The organism is Bartonella clarridgeiae ATCC 51734, from assembly GCF_000518185.1.
Taxonomy (GTDB): domain Bacteria; phylum Pseudomonadota; class Alphaproteobacteria; order Rhizobiales; family Rhizobiaceae; genus Bartonella; species Bartonella clarridgeiae.
Genome location: NZ_JADC01000009.1, coordinates 172,195 through 193,556, shown reverse-complemented (window position 1 = coordinate 193,556; position 21,362 = coordinate 172,195). Strand labels below are relative to the sequence as shown.

Below are 21,362 nucleotides of genomic sequence, written 5' to 3'. Positions count from 1 at the left end.
TAAATCGAGATAGATACGAGCATTTTAAAGTAATGCTTTCCAAAACAGTTCCCCTCCATCACATAAAAATGCAAAACCTTACTTGGAAAATCCTGTAGCCATAATTCTCGAGCGATCAGCTTTGAATACTTTTTCTTTCTGGCATACCTCTTGGGCTCGCTTAATAATTTGCGTAACTCTCTTTGCTTTACTTACTGATATGCCGATACTTTCAGCAAGTACATTATAATTATTATCACCAATTGCTTTACGCTCGCTTTGTGAAAGACGAGATCCAACTTTACACATAAAATCTTGGAGATGTTTGCACAACAAAAAGTCAGAATTTAAGATTTCTATACTAATATTCCCTGACATACTTAAAATATCTTGTACCGTTTTGCAAGGCATTTTTACTACCTGTCCGCAACGTTCTTGTTCTAATGAATGCTCTTTAAGAATTCGTTTCCTAGAATGTAGAACGGCGCTTATATAACTATTAATTTTTTGATCGAGATAGAAAACATTCTTTTCAGTTTGTTGGTATTTTGGATCTGCTCTGCCTAACATTTTAGTACCTGAAGACTTTAAAATAGGTTTAGGCAAATCCGTAACAGCATATCTGACATTCTGTTCACCCGCGCTTGAACCTATATTAATCATATCCATATGTTCGTTCAACATTTCTGAATTGCCATAAATAAGTTTTGATAAACTTTTGATTTCTTTTCGACACTTTTGAACAAAGAAATCTTTTTGAATTTTTTCGATAATTTCTTCTTCGGTCAAAGAGGCTAGTCTTTCTTCTGGAATGAGAATGTTTTCACAATCTTTTGATATTGAAGCTGTAAAGGTAATACTATCACCGAGTTTTAATGTCTTTAATTTTTCTGGTGGAAGATAATCTTTTTTGCATAAAACATAACTATCTTTCACCATGAGCATAATAGAATCTAGACTACAACTTTTATAGAATCCCGTATAGGTTTCGCCTTCATTTGGCATTACAATAACTTTATCTCTAATATCTTCACCTTTAATATCACTTGTATATTGTATGAATTCTTTCAAAACACTCACTTTTTCTGGATTGGAAATATCCTCAAAAAGATGACGCAGAGGGGCTACATTGCCTTCATTATCACCGAATGATAACGCAGCACTACCGGCAAATTGCATACGTGCTTCTGTCACAACCGAGAAGTCAAGCTTATGACCTGCAGCCTCAGCGATTTTTTCAAAAAATATTCGTTGTGCGCATCCATTCCCAGCTACAAAAGGCTGTAAATTATGGAGAAATGCAAATGTTACTGATGCGTTATGAACAAATTCTTCACGCGATAAATTCCGCCAATTATTCTTCCTGGAAAGCTTTTGGTCGATTATTTTCAAACCTTCTTCAATTTTATCACTCCTTGCCAAGTAAGTGTTCGAGCCCGATATTCTTATTGACGATGGCGCCTCAGCAACTGTGCCATCTAAAAATTTAAATAAAAGATCGCGGGTATACCCAGCCTATTCAAATACATTATCATATAAACGTTTATGAATAAATTTTAGATAATCAGTATCAAACCATTCTGGAAGCGGTTCTTGTTTTAGATTCACAATTGCTTTTACTACATCATATGTACATCTCTTTTTAAAGGCTTCTGCATCTATTAATCCATATTTATTTTTCAGTACTGAAGAATTAGATCCATTATGATAGTTATAACCATAATATATTATCCCTTTCTCCAATAACTGCACTATATCAGTTATTTCTGATACAGAGGCATCCCCCATAGTGTTAAATTCCTCTAGGTTGCCCCCATGCTTTACATATTTTTCTAAAATCTTGATCGTCTTAGGCGGAGAGGAGAGGAATAGAAATCCCATCAGTCACATACATACCGTTGATGGAATCATTGGCTTCAAGGGCTTCTTGTAATTCTTGTTGCAAAAAAGAACTAAATTTAATACCGTCAACTGTTTTCATATCTTTATTTCATAAGTAATTTAAGAGTATATACTATTATCTTTCTCTTTTTTGAATTATTGTTAATATGTTTTTTTAAATCTAATTATTATATTTGATTATTATATTGCTTAAACAATATATTCGTAACAACTTTTGAATCAATTATTCTTTTTGTACATATATTAATTTCATCCGTAAAATTTTTAACAGTTTCCATTAATTGATAATTTTTATAATTACATTGACAAAATGTATTTAATAAGCTTAATATGAATTTCATTGTCCAAATGGCGGAATTGGTAGACGCGCAGATTTCAGGTATCTGTGCCACAAGGCGTGGAGGTTCGAATCCTCTTTTGGGCACTAAGTTCTTTTTATATAATATATTGATTCTATTGATATTTCTAATGTGAAAGAATAGGATTTTATATTTTCCTTTAATAACGTACTATAAATCAAGATTTCTTTTCGTTTTTATAACCTCTTTAATCTTTATGACTTGATCTTTTTGGACATGTTGCCACTCACACAACTGTTCACCATATTTTATGCTTCAAAACTTGTTTTGCTAGATTGATATTGATCAATTGAGATCTTTCTGATCTCAATACATTGGAGACCAATCAATAAAGAAGGACTCCTACTTGCACGCCTACTTAGCAAGATCAGAATGCACATCAGTATTTTTTATTAACTTCATTCTCCACCTTAAACCTGTTGTTGCTGTCTTTAAAGATTCCTGTATCTTCTATAGCACCCAGATTTTTTACTAAGCAGAAAAGCTTTTGCTAATAATCCAAACAAAGCAAAAAATGCGGCTATTGCCATCATTAGGTTTTTTAATCCACTGATTTCCATTTTGCTAAAAAATTGTCTATTAAATTGCTCTTACATCCTTATAAGCTTTAAGACAAGGACCTTCGACGCATTATGAAACAACCACAAAAGCTACACCGACAAAAAAGGCACCAATCTAACAATTATTCGAAATTGCTGTGCCAATATAAGTAAAGTGGTTCTTGAGGTTATCCATTCTTTCTATTGAGCGTTTAAAAACATTAAAACACCCATTTTTCACTTCTTTAAGAGCTTAATCCAGCAATAACAATGCCATAATTTTCTCCTAAGCTTTGTTCAGCACCATAAGAAGCCGATTTAAGAGCTGCTTCTTCATTAATTGTTATAGCAGAAACAAGCAATTCAAGAACCTAGGAATTGGTCCTTTGTTCTTATAGCATCCATTTGGGAACTAATTCATTGTTCTCTACTAAGCCTGTTTTCATAGCTTACTTACGTTTATGCAGTGGCAAATTCTCAAAAAAGCGATGTTTCAAAAAGCATTTTCACACGCTGTTCATCATTAAAAACTTTTATCACTTAATTCAAAATGAGTTCTAATAAAACCTACTAAGAAGGCCATTTTTCTTTTCAAGACAGAAAAGAAGATAATTAAAGATAAAATTTAAACACAATTTATGAAAATTTCTTCTTATTAAGGAAATTGATATTATATAGAAGTCATCAGATTTAACAAACAGTGCTAATAGTTCATTAAAAACTAAAGCAGATAACATTATTCAGAAATAATTTATTTAAGTATTTTTGATCATCTTAGTCAATAAATTGGAATGAGGTTACACATTCAAAATTTTTTATAAAAACATCTTGAACCAGGATATTGATTTTATCTCATTTCTTTTTAGGAAAAGAAAAAAGTGATATGTAGCATAATTTAGTCATATAGTGTTTTGATACTTAACTTCGGTTTTTACAGGGAGAATGGTTAATGCAGAGATTATTAAATGCAATAAAAAATGCTATTGGTTTACCTAACACTGAAGATAGCTTTAGCAATGCATCGCTAGAAAATATCATTACAGATTTAGAGAATGACATCGCTAATAATTATTGGCACAATAGAGTGTACGCAGAAAGAGATTTTAAAATGATGCCTGCCTTGGTAAAGCAAGCAAACGATAAATATCCAGAGATGAATCTCAAATTGATTAAAGAACCTATAGACTTCGTTTCATCATTCAAAAAAACAATTAAGAAAGGGATTCAGTCTTCTAGATATATAGTTAGCGCAGGAGGTGATTATCAATCGCATTTTGGAGTAGTTGATCATCAAACTCTCAATAACAAAATATCCCTAATATTATTTGAACCTGCAAGATTTGATCTTACAAAACCAGCGATTCTAGGAGCGAAAATGCAAATAATCATGGAAACTCGATTATCTCATTGTTATTTTTCTATGGCGGAAATGGATATTCAACGAAGTATATCTGAATGTGGAATTTTTAGTTTAGCTATCGCAAAAAAACTTTATCGTCAATCTGATAAATTAGAAAAATTACATATAGATAATATTAAAGGTGATCAATGGGATAGGGGAATCCATTTATCTTATAATCTTTTGGATAAATATCTTCCAGTCAGCTTTTATAAACACACGCAAGGTATGAGACGTATCAAAGAGTACATAGAAAAAAATCCAGGGTCTGAAGATGAAATTGTTAACAAAAAAAATCAAACCATTGTTGAGAGATTTGAAGAAAATTTGGTTATATTACCATCTAAAAGTATATCTGTCTCAATACACAAGAAAAGAGTTTCTGAATATAAATCTCTAATGAGATGACGATATCATTTTTTAATGTTGTTGGTTAATGTTAATTAGAGCCATACATTATTGATGTGTGTAATTTATTGGGTTTAGTGGTTTTGTGTACTTTTTAAAATTTATAATATACTAACAAATATTATAAATTAAAGATAGTAAGTGTACTCTTTTAAATGTTTAAATGTTTTCTCTGAAGAGAAATACTCTATGCTGATACAATTGACATAAAATAGTTATATAGTTATGAGGAGTGATTTTTTTATATATTCCCTTTATTTATTTTCCAAGTGATATCTCTATAAATTTGATAATTGACCTCCAAAAGACTTTTCCACTACATGTAAATCACTCAAATGAATGCGAAAATTTCTTTATTTAATACGCCTTTCTTGAATATGCGCTAATAATTCTAATGTTGAATTATCATGGTTGTTATTTTTATTTTCCCCACAAATCATTGGTAATAATTCATTTGCTAGCTCTTTGCCAAACTCAACACCCCATTGATCAAATGGATTAATATTCATCAAAATACCTTCAACAAAAATACGATGCTCATAAAGTGCAATTAAACGACCAAGCGTAAAAGGCGTCAATAGATCTTGGAGTAATATAATATTGGGTCGGTTTCCTTTACAACTTTTATGAAGCGCTAAATTATCTAATTCAGTATCGTCAACTCCATGAATAGTATGTCGTACTTCTTCAATATTACGGCCCCTCATCAAAGCTTCTGACTGTGCTAAACAATTAGCCACCAGCATATCATGCATATGACATAAATTTGGTTCATGCCCTTTTACAAATAGAATAAATTCTACAGGGACAATATCTGTTCCTTGATGTAAGAATTGAAAAAAAGCATGTTGTCCATTTGTTCCTGAAGAACCCCAAACAACCGGCCCACTTGGAAAATTCATTGGCTTACCATCCAAAAAAACTTGTTTGCCATTTGATTCCATATCAAGCTGCTGTAAATAAGCTGGAAAACGCTCTAAACGCTGCGCGTAAGGAATAACAGCACGCGATGTATAACCACAAATAATACGATGCCAGAATCCTAAAAGAGCAAACCGAATAGGAATATTCTGATGCAAAGGTGCACTCTTAAAATGTTGATCCATCTGCTGAGCACCTTTGAGAAATTGACGAAAATTCTGACCACCTATTGCCAACATAATAACAAGACCAATTGCTGACCAAACTGAATAACGTCCCCCTACCCAATCCCAAAATCTAAAAATTTTTGATGAATCTATACCAAATTCTATTACTTTATCGACTTTACTTGATACGGCAACAAAATGCGTTCTTATTGCTTCCTCGCCTAAATGCGCACTGATCCACTGACGCGCAACACGAGCATTAACCATTGTTTCAATAGTAGTAAAAGTTTTAGAAGCAATAACAAATAAGGTTGTTGCTGGATTTAAATCAGCAAGAATGTCAGAAATATGTGCACTATCAACGTTAGAGACAAAATGGCAACGCGGACCATCATGATAGGGCTTCAAGGCGTTAGTAACCATTGCAGGCCCAAGATCAGAACCCCCAATACCGATATTCACAATATCAAGTATCCTCTCACCACTGCTTCCCTCATAGCTACCATCGCGAACCATTTCAGAAAATATTTCCATATGGGCAAAAACAGCCTGAATATCTCGAACGATATCACGTCCGTCTAACATAAAAATTTCATCAACAGAAAAACGTAATGCAACATGAAGAGCTGAGCGTTTTTCAGTAGTATTAATAACTTCACCAGAAAACATCGCTTTACACCAGCCTAATACATCTGCCGCAACAGCAAGATTATCCAAAAGTTGCAACGTATTAAATGTCACACCGCATTTCGAAAAATCAAAAAGAAGATCATCAAGCTTTAGAGAAAAACGAGAAAAACGTTGTGCATCTTTTGCAAAGTGTTGACGAATATCACAAACTCCATCTTTTATAAGATGCTGTTTTAATGCCTTCAAAACTTGCTCAAAAGCTCTTTCATTACGAATTATCAATTATATCTCCATAACCATTGATAATAGAGTTTTAAACATCAATGATAACAAAACAGAGAACTATCCAACTTATTTAATTCATTCTCATTGCTAACTCACAAAATAAAGCAATAAAAACGAAAAAGATAAGATATTACAATGATATCTTTTAAATAAAAACTTAAAAAATCTATTAGTCTTTTATTTAAGAAAAGTCATTCAATTTGGCGAGTTCTTTTTTTAAACACATCTCTTCTTCTGCTTTTGGTTGTACAAAACGTCCCAGTAAGAGATAAACAACTGGTGTCACATAAAGAGTAAAAACCGTTGCTAGGCCTAAACCACCAAAAATAACCCACCCTAAAGCTATACGTGCTTCTGCACCAGCACCTTTTGCTAAAACTAAAGGAATTCCTCCTAAGATAGCGCAAATCATCGTCATACACACTGGACGAAGACGAATATTCGCTGCGTCTTCTACAGCTTCACGCACGCTTTTACCTTGATTACGTAACTGATCTGCAAATTCAACAATCAGAATACCATTTTTGGCCATAACTCCAACCAATAAAATCAAACCAATTTGACTATAAATATTCAGACTAACACCGCTAAAAAGCATAGCAATTACAGCACAACCGATTCCTAAGGGTACAGTAGCCATTATAATAAAACCTGAAACAAAACTCTCAAACTGCGCAGCTAAAACTAATAAAATAATCACAAAAGCAATACCAAAAACAATCATAAAACTAGAAGATGTTTCACCAAGTGTCGCAGCTTCCCCCAAAGGAACAATATAATTTCCTTCCAATAATAAAGGAGAAGCAATATCCTTTATAATTTGATACGCATTTCCTAAAGAAACACCTGAAGCAAGACCGGCACTTAAAACAACAGCACTCATACGTTTTTCCCGTTTCAACTGAGGTGCAATAGCTTTTTCATGCAAATCTGCAATAGCCGATAAAGGAACATATTTATCATCTGTAGTTTTAAAAAAGACATTCTCCAAATCAGCAGGATTATTAATAGGATTCTTACGTGATGTTAATTTAACATTATAAGAATGGTCATCTATATAAATGGAACCAATTTTTCTTCCATCTAAGATTGCTTGTAGCGTATTACTCAAATTGGTGATATCAATACCTAAATTAGAAGCTTTCTCTCGATCAATTTCAATAAAAAATTGTGGTTGTGTTGCATCTACCGTAAGCCGTGGACGAACGAAACGTGCATCAAGCTGCAAAAGCTTAATAAGTTCACCAGCAGTGGATTCTAATTTTGTATAATTATCCCCAAGGATTGCAAATTGTAATCCTTGACCAGTTTCTCGGATTCCTAATGAATTACCTTGGGCTGCAAATACAAGTACTGCCGGAAATTCCTTAACCTTCCTATTAATATCTTCCACAATTTCTTGCTGACTCCGAGAACGCTGATCCCAAGATGAAAGCAACAAAACAAGAAAAGCACTATTAGGTGAACCACCAATTCCAGCAATAGAGTAACTATTAATAATCTCACCAGAATCGCGCAAAGGCTCTAAGCTCGCTTCAATCTGTTTCACCTGCTCATTCAAATATTGCACTGAAATCCCTTGTGGCCCATTAATCACCAGAAGGATAACTGCCCTATCTTCTTCTGGCGTTAGCTCCTGTTGTAACTTCATATAGCCTCCAAAACAAAAACCTGCAAAAATAAGGGAAACCAATATAACAGTCCAAGGGCGTTCTAAACATTTATGTAAACTATAAGCATAACTTCTGCTAAAAAAAGTACCCCATTTATCTAAAAGAACAAAATAATGTGTTCCTCCTCCACTGTCTTCAACATATTTTCTAAGAAAGCGTGAAGCAAGCATGGGACAAAGTGTCAAAGCAACGACTGAAGAAAGCAAAATAGAAATAGCTAAGACAAAACCGAATTCTTTAAAAAGTCCCCCAACCTGCCCAGGAAGAAAAGAAATAGGTACAAAAACAGCAACCAAAGTCAATGTCGTTGCTAAAACAGCAAAAAATACTTCTCGCGTTCCTACTACTGCTGCTGATCGAGATCCTAATCCCATATTACGCCATCGAACAATATTTTCAAGAACAACAATTGCATCATCTACAACAAGGCCCGTCGCCAAAACAATTCCTAAAAACGTCAGAATATTCAATGAAAAATCTGCAAGATAAATCGCTGCAATTGTCCCGATAAGAGCAACTGGAATAGACAAAACAGGAATAAGTGTTACACGAATATCTCTAAGAAAAAGAAAAATAACCAAAATAACACTCAATATAGCGATAACTAAGGTAATCTTAACTTCATGAAGAGCACTTTTAATAAAAATAGCATCATCACTAAGAATACTTATATCCACAGAAGGAGGCAGAACAATTTTAAGATTTTCAAGAACCGCGCGAATACCTTCAGAAATATCAAGAGTATTAGATTGCGCCTTACGCACAATCCCCATCCCTATCCCTGTCTTCCCATTAATACGAAGAATAACTGTTTCTACATCAGGGGATAAAGTGACATGAGCAACATCTCCAAGTCGCACATGAGGTTTTAAAACAACCTGTTCAAAAGCTTCAGGCGTTGTCAAACGAGCAGTAGCACGTACAATTAAAGTTTGTATAGAATTGCGCAATGATCCTACAGGAGCATCAGTTGTCATATCAGCAAGAACACGCGAAATATCTGCAACAGTCAATCCATAGCTAGCAAGCTTAACTTGATCAACATCAATCTGAAAAATCTTCGTACGAGCATTATCAACTTGTACATCACCAACACCATCAACAGCAGAAAGCACATCAACAATTTGATCATTTACAACCGTTGTTAAATCATCAATACTCATTGTTGGTGAAGTCACAACTAAATACATCATTGAAGCAGCATTTGAATCTGCTTTAATAATCAAAGGTGAATCTGCATCTTTGGGGAGAGAATATGCAATACGAGAAATGGCATCACGAATGTCAGATGCTGCAACATTTAAATCGACACCAACATTAAAATTAATTTGCACACGGGAACGACCAAAAGAGGAAGTTGAAGAAATCGTTTTAACTCCTGAAACACGAGCAACAGCATCTTCTATAACTTTCGTAACCTCACGATCAATTGTTTCTGCCGATGCACCAGAAAAAATTGTCATAATCGTCGTTACTGGAGTATCAACGTCTGGCAATTCACGTACATCAACATTCATCCATGCAGCAAATCCTGCAATCATGATCATAGCATTCACAACAAAAGTGAAAACTGGTCTCCGAATAAACAATGCGATCATACCGCCTTGCTCTGGCTGTATTATAGACTGTTTTGTCTTAAACTCTTGACTCATTATAATACATCCCGCTCATTCATCACCGATAATTACTGTTGAGGCCCCTTTGAAACTTCAACAATGACACTCCTACCTGGATAAAGCGTTTGTACTCCCTGAATAACAACTTGAGCATCATTTTCTAGAAAAGCCTTCACAAACACTTTATCTGTTTTATGCTTAATAATCGATACTGGAGTACGTTCTACTTTATCTTCTTTTACACACCATACAAACGACCCGTTACTATCCCATTGAATAGCAAGAGGATTAACAACAGGAAATAAGCCAATATCGAATTGAAATGTAACAGAAAAAGACATACCAGACATAAGTGTATCTTTTTCATTTTTGATCTCAACTTGAACGTGAAATGTACGACTTGCAACATCAACTATATTATCAATCGCATAAATATGGCCAATAAAAGTTTCACTAGACTGAGTTGTTAAAGTTACAGCTACTTTATCTCCTTTGCTAATACGTGATGCATATCGTTCAGGCACCCATATATCAATCAAAATGCGCTCTCTATTTTCAATACGACCTATTTCAGTATTAAGAGCAACGGCGTTCCCTACATCAATAGGTAAAATACCAACAATTCCACTAATTGGTGTACGAATTGTTCGTCGATCAAGTGCTAATTCAGCATCACGCAAAGCTAAATTTGCATTATCTAACTCTAAGCGTGCCGTGAGTTCTTGCACTTCTGTTGCTGTATTAGTAGCACGTAACTTAAGAATACGAGAAAGTGTTAAAGCACTATTATCACGTTGTACCTTTGCTCTTGCAGCCGCTATTTCTTCCTTTTTAGAATCAAGTTTTGCAATCAAATCACCAGCTTGCACCTTTTCTCCAGCTGATACAAAAAGTTTATCAACAACACCTGCTGACCAGGGAGTTAATCCTACCGTTGCAATAGCTCTTCCGTTGCCAATTACATTGAGCCTTTCAGAAAATTTTTTAACCTTAACAGAATCAACAATAACTTTCGCTGCCGGCATACCTGTTGATGATTTTAATGTTTTATGCGACACATTTTTTGTTTGATCCACTGCACGAATAGAGTTTTCTGAACTATGTTTTGACTTACAATAAGAAAAAATCAAAACGAAAGCTAAAAGTACAAATGGAACAGTCTTTTTCAACAACCCCATAGCTCTTCCTTGATTTATAATAAATATGCACATCTGTATGAAATAATTTTATGCAATATTAAAGTTTTATATAAAACCAAATTGCAGATAGTATCTCTTAAACTCTCATCACAAAAACCTATCTCATTTATACTTGACTATCTTTCGTAGATCAGACCGTCAAGTTAACTATCGTTCATATTGAAATTTTACTATAACAAACACAATGATATAAGAACTATGCAGAGACTTTATAGTAAATAGTAATCCCAAAATTACAACAGTACTTAAACAACATGTAATGGATCAACAGATAAAAATCTTTATTTTACCAAGTTTCACTTGTAATTCACTAACGAAACGATTAAGAACCCTATATCCTAACGATACGAAAAACTGAATACGCACCCGTAGCTCAGCTGGATAGAGCACCAGACTACGAATCTGGGGGTCAGGAGTTCGAATCTCTTCGGGTGCGCCAATAGAGTTTTATACTCATAAGATATTGATTTTATTTATATTTTTTGATAATTAGGAACAGTATAATAAAGGTACGAAAACAGGATTTTACATTTTCCTTTAACAGTACGCTATAAATCAAGATTTCTTTCTGGATTGTCTTTTTATTTTTGTAAGCTCTATATTTGTAATTTTTTTGGATACCGCTATTTTTACAAATTCAACACTAACTTAACAATTCAATGAAAAAAAATTATTATAACTTAAATTATTAAAATCGAGATAGACACAAGTATCTTAAACTAATACTATTCACAGACAATTCATCCCTGAATATAAAAAAAGATATAAAACCTTACATTTTTAACGAGTCATACCCATCGTTCTCGACTTATGAATTTTGTATTTTCTGGTTAACTGTCTTGCTATCTGAACTTTCTGAACAATTTCTGCAATTTTTTGTGCCTTACTCATTGATATGCCAACGCTCCTAGCGAGTTTCTCATAATGATTCCCATCAAGTGCTTGATGCTCTCTTGGCGAAAGACGAATTTTGACTTTATTCAAAAGATCTTCGATATCTTTGTTCAGCGAAGGATTGTCATTTAACGCTTTTATTCGATCTTCTTTTGGCAAATTAATAATATCTTGCAATGCCTGGCTAGGCATTTCTACTACTTGTTGGCAACGTTCTTGTTCTTTTTGATATTCTTGAAGAATTTTTTCTCTAGTAGCGATTACAGTACTTATGTAACTATCAACTTCCTGAACAAGCTTAAAGTAATTCGCCTGAGCTCTTCTGCGTTTTGGACTTCTTATACGCAATATTACTGTACCTGCAAGCTTAGAAGTATATTTAGAAAAATCCACAATCTGTTTGACATGCTGTTTACCCAAACGTGAATCTATATTAATCAGACTTATATCTTTGTTCAATATTTTCGAGTCCCCATAGACACGTTTTGATAAACGCTCGATTTTTTCTCGACTCGTTTGGACAGAAGCATTTTTTACAATTCTTGCGACAATTTTTTTTTCCGTCAAAGGAGCTAATTTTTCTCCTGGGATCAGTATGTTCTCAAAATTGTCTCGCATTGAAGCTGTAAAAGTAAGCTCTTTACCAAACCGTAATTTCTTTAATGTTTCTGGCGCAAAATAATCTTTTTTGCATACAAAGTAATTATCCTTCACCATAAACATAATGAAATCTGGGCTACAATCTTCATAGATTCCTGTATAGGTACTGCCTTCATTTGGCAGGACAAAAATCTTATTTTTCATCTCTACGTATTTGATAACATTCGTATCTCGCATGTGTATCATAAATTCCTTTAAAATACGTACTTTTTCTGGATTGGAAATATCTTCAAAAAGATGGTGCATAGGAGTTATATCACCTATATCGTTGCCATCACTTGGTAATGCAGCATGACAAGCAAATCGCATGCGTTTTTCTGTCACAACTGAGAAATCAAGCTTATGTCCCGCAGCCTCGGCCATTTTTTCAAAAAATATTCGTTGTGTGCATTCACTTCCAGCCTGAAAAGGATATAAATTATTGAGCAAGGCAAATATTGTTGATGCTTCATGAATAAATTCTTCACGTGATAGACCTCGCAAATTATTCTTCTCGGCAAGCATTTGATCAATTCTTTTTAAACCGTCTTTAATTTCATTATTGATCAGTGCTGTGCCATCTGAAAATTTAAATGGAAGCTCGTGGGTAAAACCAGCCCATTCAAACATCTTCTCAAACAAACATTTATGAAGATATTTTAGATAATCTGAAAATTTAAATGGAGGCTCGCGGATACAACCAGCCCCTTCAAACGTCTTCTCAAACAGACATTTATGAAGATATTTTAGATAAGAGGAATCAAACTTTTCCGGCAACGGTTCTTCTTTTAGATTAACGATCGCTTGTATTATATCATGTGCACATATCCTCTCAAAAGCCTTACCTTCCATTCCATATTTATTCTTCAGCGTTCGGCTATTATTATAAGCATAACCATTAGAGGACTGTAAGGTATTACTGTTTATCTTTACTTTCCGCGCATTTAATCTCACATCATTATTCTTTAGTCCAGCATTATCCATCAAATTATTAAATTGTTCGAGTGAATAACCCTTGCGCGCATATTTTCTCACAATTTCGAGTGTTTCATAAGAAATAAATAACCCATCAAGCATATACAAACTGATGGCCGCATCAAACGCTTCGTGGAATTTTTGTGGTTGTTTTTGCAAAAAAGATATAGAATTAGGAGTTGAATCTTTTTCCATACATTTTTTCTAGCTCTAATCAAATTGTGTAAGAATTATTTATCATTATCATAATAAAAATATGTATATTCTTTTGATTATTATCAATATGCTGTTTATTGTGATAATATATAAATGTTATGTTGTTTAAACACAATATTTAGTAAAAACTTTATTCTAAAATATTTCTATATATATATTTATAATAGTGATGTTTATTCACTTAATTATTATATATTAAAATAATTTATGATGAAATCATGAGATAAAGTTGTTGTTTTTCATCGATTACGTAGAGATGAATTTTGATATAATGAATGCCTTGGTAAAAGATGAAGCTTCGATTTACTGAAATACCGGTAGCTGCGCTGCTTAACCACAAAAACAATTAATGACCAGTTTTAATCTTCCAGATATATTAGTGTTCATTTCGGAATAGTTGATCATCAAACTATCGATAACAAGACATCCCTGATATTGTTTGAGCTTGCACAATGCGATTATATGCGACCGGATCTAAAATTAATAACAAAACTGACCATACTTTTGAGAGAGGCAACATATTAGCAAGTAATAGCAAAAAATAGAGTTTTTGAAAAGCAATATAGACAAATACCCTATTTATATGATAAGTATCTTGTGCTATATACTCTTTTTACTCAACAGTTTAAAGAAAGTTAGGTTTTAACCTATTTATTTTTAATATTGAAACAAAGCAGGATAAGCTGTGCAGGTACTCGTTCGTGATAATAATGTTGATCAAGCACTACGTGCATTGAAAAAAAAGATGCAACGTGAAGGTATCTTCCGTGAAATGAAAATGCGTGGATACTATGAAAAGCCGTCAGAAAAACGGGCTCGTGAAAAAGCTGAAGCTATTCGTCGCACACATAAGCTTGCTCGTAAACATGCACAAAGAGAAGGGCTTATTAGTGGTGGTCGCACTTTTCCTGTGCGGTAATATAGTCGTCTAACCTAGAATATGAATAGAGGGGAAAGTTTTTGTGTGTTTTTTTATGTGAAATTATTTTATCTTACGGTTAAGTATATTAAAATACTTTGATTATTTTTTGGTATTTCATTAAATTAATAAAGTAGATTCAACAGTAAAAATAGTTGTGGGGAGGGTGTTTTTTGTGGCTTTTTCATTGATAAAGCTGCATTTTCCTGTTTTTCCACAATAACGTTACACTTATAGGATTCGAATTATTCGAATATAAGGTTGTGTTAAAACTAAATACTAAATGATAAACAGCAATTAAAGTATGTGCATTATTAAAGAAGATTTTTTTATTTTAAACAATTCAGTAAGTATATTCTAAAAATACTCGATCCACAGATTTACCCCAAATAGAATGATAGTTAGATAAAAGTTTATCAGCATTTGTTTGCCCTATTGCTACAACTTCTTCCAAAGGAGTCAGAAAATCTGTCTCATCAAAACCACCAGTATCATACTGCTGACGATTTTTTAAACCTTTACGTGAAATAGCAAGGACTTGACGTGCTAATTCTAAAATCATAGTTTGACGGAAAGGTGTTTTTAACCCTTCTTTAGCAACACGTGTATGCATTTCTAAAACTTCTTCAAAACACCAATCTTTTGTCAAAGCCTCCGCTTCATTGAGTGCCTCACTATCATAAAGAAGACCAACCCAAAAAGCAGATAATGCACAGATATGCTGCAAAGAACCACCATCAGCACCTCTCATTTCCAAAAAGCGTTTTAACCGCACTTCTGGAAATAAAGTCGATAAATGATTAGTCCAATCTCCCATAGCTGGTGTTGAATCTGCAATTTGCCTTCTCAAGGCTCCATTCATAAATTGGCGAAAAGTTATATGCGTACAATCATAATAATGTCCATCACGCACAACGAAATACATTGGTACATCAAGTGCCCATTCAACGTAATCAGAAAAACCAAAACGCTCAGAAAATACGAATGGAAGTATTCCTGTTCTTTGATTGTCAGTATTGCGCCAAACGTGAGAGCGCCAAGACAAAAAACCATTTGGCTTCCCCTCAGTAAAAGGCGAACTGGCAAATAATGCTGTTGCAATAGATTGTAATTTCATTGATACTTGCATTTTCCGTCGCATATCAGTTTCAGATGAGAAATCAAGATTAACCTGAATGGTCGCTGTCCTATACATCATATCAACGCCGTTATGACCAACTTTTGGCATATAATTGGTCATAATTTGATAACGTGACTTGGGCATTCTCGGTGTTTCATCCAATGTCCATTTTGGGCTAGCCCCCATACCTAAAAAACAAATACCTAGCGGCTGTGAAACTTTTTTGAGGAGTTCTAAATGCGCCATAACTTCACAGTAAGTATTGCCAATTGTTTTCAGTGGTGCCCCAGATAATTCGAACTGCCCCCCAGGTTCTAAAGAAATAGCACCTTGATCTACTGATCCTAGGAGCCCAATAATATTCCCCTCATCTAAAACAGCTTTCCATCCTAAAACTTCTTGCATTTTTTCCAATAACACTCGTATTCCTTTTGTACCTTCATATGGAACAGGACGGAAACCATCTACATAAAACGGAAACTTTTCGTGTTCTGTACCGATACACCAGTCATCCTCTGCTTTACAGCCCTCTTCGAAATAACCAACTAAAGAATCTAAGTTGTTAATTTCACTTTCATCAGTTGTATCAAGCGCCATCAATTATTTTATCCTACTATTAAGTGTATTATTAAAATGAATTGTTTTGGATGATATTGCAAGCCTCTTAATCAATTGGCCAATCCCCTATATAGCATTAACAAGAGCTAATGCAGCAACAGCTGCAGTATCAGCACGCAAAATGCGCGGACCTAATGACACAGAAAATACAAAAGGATATTTCTTTAAAAAAACTCGCTCCTCTTCACTAAACCCACCTTCTGGTCCAATAAGAACACCCAACGGAGTTGTTCTATGCTTTTTAAAAAGAGGAATCGTATTATACGATTCGCTTAACTCGTCACAAAAAAACAAAGCATGCGTTTCATCCCAATTTTCTAAAAATGTCTTTAATGGTACAGCAGGGGCGCATTTTGGCAAAGATAAAATACCACATTGTTCAGCAGCTTCTATAATATTAGCCTCTATACGAGCCATATTGATACGCGTGACTTGTGTATAATGTGTTATAATAGGATGCAAAACAGAGGCCCCCATTTCTACAGCTTTTTGTATCATATAATCCAAACGCATATATTTAAGGGGAGCAAAACAATAAAAAAGATCTGAACTTTTTGTCTGCAATCTTTCCTGATTAATAAGACGAACCACCACAAATTTTTTCTTAATAAAAGTAAGCTTGGCAAGCCACTCGCCATCCTGTCCATTAAAAAGCAAAATTTTAGCGCCTTCTTTCATGCGCAAAACATGCATAAGATAAGAAGCTTGTTGACCCTCTATTACTATTTCTTTGTTTAAAGCTAGTAATTGCCGAACAAATAGTCTTTTCAATTTATAATTTACACGCATAAAAAGTTTGTGCCAGAGCTTTTTAAAATGGTCAAGAGAATGGTAATCAGCACGAAAAATACAATCTATAAAACTAAATTATAAAAGGCGATAGAATTTTTTTACTTTTATAAGATATACTTGGAACAATTAGAATGCTAAATGATTCTGTTTTCATAAAAATTTATCATTAATAATACACATCATTGCACTCAATAGATTATCTTGTAATTGGAGAAAAATATGTCTTTTAAAAAAGCTACAGTTATCACTATTATTACAATTCTAGGCTTTATTTTGGTTACTGTAGGAATTGGATCAGTTGGAGCAAATGAAAAGCGTGTAATTATCCACGATGGCTACGGTATTTCTACTCACTTCAATACACATACACCAGCATAAATACATACACGTCAGCATATTTTTAAAATTTTATATAAAATAATATTTTCTAAAAACTCTCTGCATTACCACTAATAGTGAAAAGCAAAATGTTAGTTTTCAGTGATATTTTTTTTCACAAAAAAATTGCCGAAAACTTTCTCAGCAGGACTGAATGAAAAAACCAAAGGTTGTACAAGACTATTAGTGAGACACTCAATATCTTTGCATATAGTCTCTGAACGATTATTCTTCTGCAATTTTGCTCGTAATATCAAATCATTCCGCTCACCCTTAGTAACAAAAGTTTCTATTGCTTTATGAACAGACAAATTCCAATCCGCAGTATGCATTAATGCTTCTGTCACGGATATTACACCATCTGAAAGTTTCGCTTTAATATTCAAACGATCAAAATCTGTTGAAAGCTTCTGATTATTCATTAAAAGAAACTGTTCATTTTCTGAAAGTTTACTCTGCAAATCATTTAGATTATACCCCACCAATCGACCAGAAGACATATTCAATGTTAACTGTCCTTGCATCTGAGTAAGAATTTTTGACCAACAATTAGGAAACATCTGCATTGTCATAATGAAGTTGGTTTTTGCCTGTAAAAGCGGAGAAAGTCCTAAAGCTAATGAAATAGCCTGTACGTCAACAGAAGTACCTGAAGCACTTCCTTTAATATTTGCTCTTTTGCCATCTGGAATAATCTGAATATTGCTCTGAATAGAACCACCAAAAATATTCACGTTTCCAAGATCAAAAATGCCATGTCCATTTTTAATTTGTATTGCTGCTGCCAAATCAGTCAATCCAATATCACCTATTTTTGCTTGTGGTGCTGAAAGGCGTATGTCCAATCCTATACGGTTTAAAAAAGCTACATCAAAAAACTCATTTTCCTTTTCAGAACAAAAAAATAACGATTTCAAAATATTAAAATCAAGCTTATCAAAACCTAAAGATCCAATGAGAACAGGTACATGATTTTTAAAATCAAATTCCAAAGCTCCACGTGCGTTTGCTGTACCGATTGTAAATATAATATTGTTCATTCGAATACGTGCCGGCTGTGCTAAAAAATGAGATTCCCATACAATAGGTATCTTCAACCCATTCCCCCAAAACTGATTACCACCAATCCACGCGACTGTCTGATCCCACCCAGGGAAACGCAGTGAAAGTTTCCCGTCAAAAATATAATATTCAGATAACTGTGCTTGTCCTTTAAATGTTATACCACCACGCACGGAATTGAAACTCACCTTAAGTGAGCTTTTCCCTCCTGCTAAAAGAAACAAAGCTTGATCAGCGTTAATTAATAATTCCGTTAACTCTCCATGCCAACGGGCTTTTGCGCGAAACTGCACTGCCTGTGTTAATCCAGGCCAATCTATCGATGCATTTAATCCTGTTATTTTTTCCATTACATCAGAAATACCATCACGATATATCAGTGTACCATTTTCAATAACAATACGCCCAAAAGGTTGATTTAAAAGGCTTGCTACATCTGGATTATCAGGATTATGCTTAATAATCTCACGAGCACTCTGTATTGCCAAACCTAATGCACCTTGCGACCGCAAAAGTGTATCAAAAAAATCAGATATCGTTTTAACAGGTTTATCCATAACAAATTTTGGGTACATAACTCGTGTTTCTGAAAAAGAAATATGTCCCCCAAGGAGAGAAACCAAAGAAAGATCAACTTCAATCGATTCTACTTCCATTAAAGGTGCAATACTTTCAATTTTTGGTGTTAAAGTAACTCCTGAAAGAAATGCTTTGGGATAAGGAAAAATTTTTAATCTTGGAGGATCGCGTAACTGAACATTATAGCCAGTCCATACACTTAAATCCTGTGCTAAACGGATACGAATCGCATCTGTTGATACAATATAGGGAAAAATAATAACTGCAGCCCCACCTAAAGAAACAATTGCGATAAAAATTCCACTTAAAAATTTTATTATTTTAATGCACACAATTTTACTCTAAGCTCTCATCCTTATCACAAACTAAAATCAAATAAAATAAAAGTTCAGAAAGGTTTTTACACTCTTGAAATCTCTTATATATATTAACAGTTCAATTATTTCCATTTTTATCGAAATTTCATTGGAACAGAAATATTATTACCTTTTTATCAAACATTCATTTTAACTGCCTTCACAGTGTTAAAAAACATAAGAACCATTTAACCACCTTTTTTATTCTAACTTAAACATTGCTATAAAACTCTATTTTATTATCAGCAAATGCTTTATATAAAAGCCAAAAAGCCTTACCGAAAGGACTCCTCTTATGGATAACATTATTGACGGCAAACAACTTGCCGAAGACATTCTTGTTAAAGTTAAAAATGAAACAAAAAAACTCCACAAAAATCATACAATACAACCTGGCATTGCTGTTATTATTGTAGGAGATGATCCTGCAAGCCAAATTTATGTTTCATCAAAAAGTAAAAAAGCTGAAGAATGTGGCTTCCTTTCAATCAAACATGTAATGTCCAAAGAAACACAAGAAAAAGAACTCCTTAAGCTTATCGAAACATTAAATTCTGATCCTAAAATTCATGGTATTTTGGTGCAACTTCCTCTCCCTGCTCATATCAATACAAATAATATAACACAAACTATCGCTGTCCACAAAGACGTTGATGGTTTTCACTATATAAATATAGGAAAACTTACAGCAAACGTCTTCGAAGACACAATCATTCCTTGCACACCAGCTGGTGTCATGATGATGATCCAACAAAAATGTGGCAAAGATTTATCCGGTCTTGATGCTGTCATCGTTGGACGATCTAATATTGTTGGTAAACCCATGGCAGCCCTCTTAACAGCAGCCAACGCCACAGTAACGATTGCTCATAGTCGTACCCGTGATCTTGATGAAGTATGCCGCAGCGCTGATATTTTAGTAGTGGCTGTCGGTCGTCCAAAAATGATCAAAAAGGGATGGGTTAAAACAGGAGCTATTGTTATAGATGTTGGTATTAATCGAATTGCAACATCAGGAAAAAATACAACAAAATCGCATATTGTTGGCGATGTTGATTTCGAAGAAGTTAGGGAAAAAGCTAGCGCTATCACTCCTGTGCCAGGAGGTGTTGGTCCTATGACTATTGCCATGCTTATGGTCAATACGCTTAAAGCCGCCGCCCGAGCGCATAAATTACCTGTACCAGAATTCTAAAGATTTTATGCACTTTTATTACATGAATAATAAATTATTTCTTTTATATTCTAATAACACCTAATAAAAAATATTTCTTGAGCTGCGCAGCGCAGTGTGCTGATCAAAACAATAACAGCGCGCGTGTCCAGTGCTATATCCATTATTTAAAAGGTCTAGCAATGTGATTGTTGCGATGTTCAATTACCTTATTCCTTAATTAAATAATCATATAAGCATCAAAACAAACTGCATTACTACCTGCACCAACACAACAGAAGCATCATCAAGAGTATTTAATGCTATATAGATAGCTGCAGATATTTTGTTTAATGCTTTGAATATACAATTTCTGCAATTAAAACCTCCCAATTAGCACCTCCATCAGCAATTCACTTGGAGCAGTTTTCTTATATCTTTGCATCTTAAGCTAGATAAGATTTCAATGCTGGCACACAAAATACTTACAAACTCTTTGCGTAACCGTAGAAATTGTCTTTAAAAAAGTCTCTCAATTTCTTATTCATTTGCACATTTAATTATCAGAAAGAGCATTACATTTT

At 34.0% G+C, this 21,362-nt stretch carries 14 protein-coding genes, 2 tRNA genes and 1 pseudogene; 6 read left to right on the top strand and 11 right to left on the bottom strand.

Annotated elements, in window-relative coordinates; translation table 11 throughout:
• Nucleotides 1-78: 78 nt before the first annotated feature.
• The 3 genes from T420_RS06805 to T420_RS07555 form a co-directional block, all read right to left on the bottom strand.
• The gene (locus tag T420_RS06805) at nt 79-1,401 is read right to left on the bottom strand and encodes a BID domain-containing T4SS effector (protein ID WP_013544605.1); all 1,323 of its coding nucleotides are present in this window, start codon (nt 1,399-1,401) and stop codon (nt 79-81) included.
• A gap of 93 nt (nt 1,402-1,494) precedes the next feature.
• On the bottom strand, nt 1,495-1,767 hold the full coding sequence (locus T420_RS07115; protein ID WP_049785180.1) for a hypothetical protein: 273 nt from the start codon (nt 1,765-1,767) through the stop codon (nt 1,495-1,497).
• 61 nt (nt 1,768-1,828) lie between these two features.
• Nucleotides 1,829-1,960: a hypothetical protein gene (locus T420_RS07555; protein WP_275039070.1), complete on the bottom strand. Its 132-nt coding sequence runs from the start codon at nt 1,958-1,960 to the stop codon at nt 1,829-1,831.
• A gap of 263 nt (nt 1,961-2,223) precedes the next feature.
• Here T420_RS07555 and T420_RS0101260 point away from each other — a divergent pair.
• A tRNA-Leu gene (locus tag T420_RS0101260) sits at nt 2,224-2,305 on the top strand.
• Between the two features lie 719 nt (nt 2,306-3,024).
• Here T420_RS0101260 and T420_RS07165 read toward each other — a convergent pair.
• Nucleotides 3,025-3,141 (bottom strand): N-acetylmuramidase domain-containing protein, encoded by a 117-nt coding sequence (locus T420_RS07165; protein WP_013544602.1) that lies wholly within the window; start codon nt 3,139-3,141, stop codon nt 3,025-3,027.
• 587 nt (nt 3,142-3,728) lie between these two features.
• Here T420_RS07165 and T420_RS0101250 point away from each other — a divergent pair.
• On the top strand, nt 3,729-4,586 hold the full coding sequence (locus T420_RS0101250; RefSeq protein WP_013544601.1) for a YopJ/AvrA family T3SS effector serine/threonine acetyltransferase: 858 nt from the start codon (nt 3,729-3,731) through the stop codon (nt 4,584-4,586).
• A 353-nt stretch (nt 4,587-4,939) separates the two neighbouring features.
• Here the strand turns inward: T420_RS0101250 and pgi are convergent, their stop codons facing one another.
• The 3 genes from pgi to T420_RS0101235 form a co-directional block, all read right to left on the bottom strand.
• Nucleotides 4,940-6,583, bottom strand: a complete 1,644-nt coding sequence (gene pgi, locus T420_RS0101245; protein WP_026501075.1) for a glucose-6-phosphate isomerase — start codon at nt 6,581-6,583, stop codon at nt 4,940-4,942.
• Nucleotides 6,584-6,770: 187 nt separating this feature from the next.
• Nucleotides 6,771-9,914, bottom strand: a complete 3,144-nt coding sequence (locus T420_RS0101240; RefSeq protein WP_013544599.1) for an efflux RND transporter permease subunit — start codon at nt 9,912-9,914, stop codon at nt 6,771-6,773.
• A gap of 32 nt (nt 9,915-9,946) precedes the next feature.
• Complete coding sequence (locus T420_RS0101235; protein ID WP_013544598.1) at nt 9,947-11,056, bottom strand: efflux RND transporter periplasmic adaptor subunit; 1,110 nt, start codon at nt 11,054-11,056, stop codon at nt 9,947-9,949.
• 383 nt (nt 11,057-11,439) lie between these two features.
• Between T420_RS0101235 and T420_RS0101230 the strand changes: the two genes are divergently transcribed.
• Nucleotides 11,440-11,516 (top strand) — tRNA-Arg (locus T420_RS0101230).
• Nucleotides 11,517-11,857: 341 nt separating this feature from the next.
• On the opposite strand, the gene T420_RS0101225 is transcribed toward T420_RS0101230, so the two are convergent.
• Nucleotides 11,858-13,780, bottom strand: coding sequence for a BID domain-containing T4SS effector (locus tag T420_RS0101225; protein ID WP_013544596.1), 1,923 nt, complete (start codon nt 13,778-13,780; stop codon nt 11,858-11,860).
• Between the two features lie 706 nt (nt 13,781-14,486).
• On the opposite strand from T420_RS0101225, the gene rpsU reads away from it, so the two are divergent.
• Complete coding sequence (gene rpsU, locus T420_RS0101220) at nt 14,487-14,720, top strand: 30S ribosomal protein S21 (RefSeq protein ID WP_013544594.1); 234 nt, start codon at nt 14,487-14,489, stop codon at nt 14,718-14,720.
• Between the two features lie 343 nt (nt 14,721-15,063).
• On the opposite strand, the gene T420_RS0101215 is transcribed toward rpsU, so the two are convergent.
• Both T420_RS0101215 and T420_RS0101210 read right to left on the bottom strand, forming a co-directional pair.
• Complete coding sequence (locus T420_RS0101215) at nt 15,064-16,437, bottom strand: glutamate--cysteine ligase (RefSeq protein ID WP_013544593.1); 1,374 nt, start codon at nt 16,435-16,437, stop codon at nt 15,064-15,066.
• 67 nt (nt 16,438-16,504) lie between these two features.
• A pseudogene (locus T420_RS0101210) lies at nt 16,505-17,247 on the bottom strand (16S rRNA (uracil(1498)-N(3))-methyltransferase).
• Nucleotides 17,248-17,469: 222 nt separating this feature from the next.
• Between T420_RS0101210 and T420_RS07400 the strand changes: the two are divergent.
• Nucleotides 17,470-17,628, top strand: a complete 159-nt coding sequence (locus tag T420_RS07400) for a hypothetical protein (protein ID WP_013544591.1) — start codon at nt 17,470-17,472, stop codon at nt 17,626-17,628.
• Between the two features lie 92 nt (nt 17,629-17,720).
• Here the strand turns inward: T420_RS07400 and T420_RS0101200 are convergent, their stop codons facing one another.
• Nucleotides 17,721-19,601 carry an AsmA family protein gene (locus tag T420_RS0101200; protein ID WP_013544590.1) on the bottom strand — a complete coding sequence of 627 codons (1,881 nt, stop codon included), beginning with the start codon at nt 19,599-19,601 and terminating at the stop codon, nt 17,721-17,723.
• A gap of 319 nt (nt 19,602-19,920) precedes the next feature.
• Here T420_RS0101200 and folD point away from each other — a divergent pair, with 319 nt between their 5' ends.
• Nucleotides 19,921-20,820, top strand: a complete 900-nt coding sequence (folD, locus tag T420_RS0101195) for a bifunctional methylenetetrahydrofolate dehydrogenase/methenyltetrahydrofolate cyclohydrolase FolD (protein ID WP_013544589.1) — start codon at nt 19,921-19,923, stop codon at nt 20,818-20,820.
• Nucleotides 20,821-21,362: the final 542 nt, after the last annotated feature.

What these genes read in the sequence shown, in the direction of transcription:
- T420_RS0101215 (WP_013544593.1), bottom strand. Translation starts at nt 16,437, where the DNA reads ATGGCGCTTGATACAACTGATGAAAGTGAAATTAACAACTTAGATTCT.
- T420_RS0101225 (WP_013544596.1), bottom strand. Translation starts at nt 13,780, where the DNA reads ATGGAAAAAGATTCAACTCCTAATTCTATATCTTTTTTGCAAAAACAA.
- folD (WP_013544589.1), top strand. Translation starts at nt 19,921, where the DNA reads ATGGATAACATTATTGACGGCAAACAACTTGCCGAAGACATTCTTGTT.
- T420_RS07400 (WP_013544591.1), top strand. Translation starts at nt 17,470, where the DNA reads ATGTCTTTTAAAAAAGCTACAGTTATCACTATTATTACAATTCTAGGC.
- T420_RS07115 (WP_049785180.1), bottom strand. Translation starts at nt 1,767, where the DNA reads ATGGGGGATGCCTCTGTATCAGAAATAACTGATATAGTGCAGTTATTG.
- T420_RS0101240 (WP_013544599.1), bottom strand. Translation starts at nt 9,914, where the DNA reads ATGAGTCAAGAGTTTAAGACAAAACAGTCTATAATACAGCCAGAGCAA.
- T420_RS0101235 (WP_013544598.1), bottom strand. Translation starts at nt 11,056, where the DNA reads ATGGGGTTGTTGAAAAAGACTGTTCCATTTGTACTTTTAGCTTTCGTT.
- T420_RS07555 (WP_275039070.1), bottom strand. Translation starts at nt 1,960, where the DNA reads ATGAAAACAGTTGACGGTATTAAATTTAGTTCTTTTTTGCAACAAGAA.
- T420_RS0101250 (WP_013544601.1), top strand. Translation starts at nt 3,729, where the DNA reads ATGCAGAGATTATTAAATGCAATAAAAAATGCTATTGGTTTACCTAAC.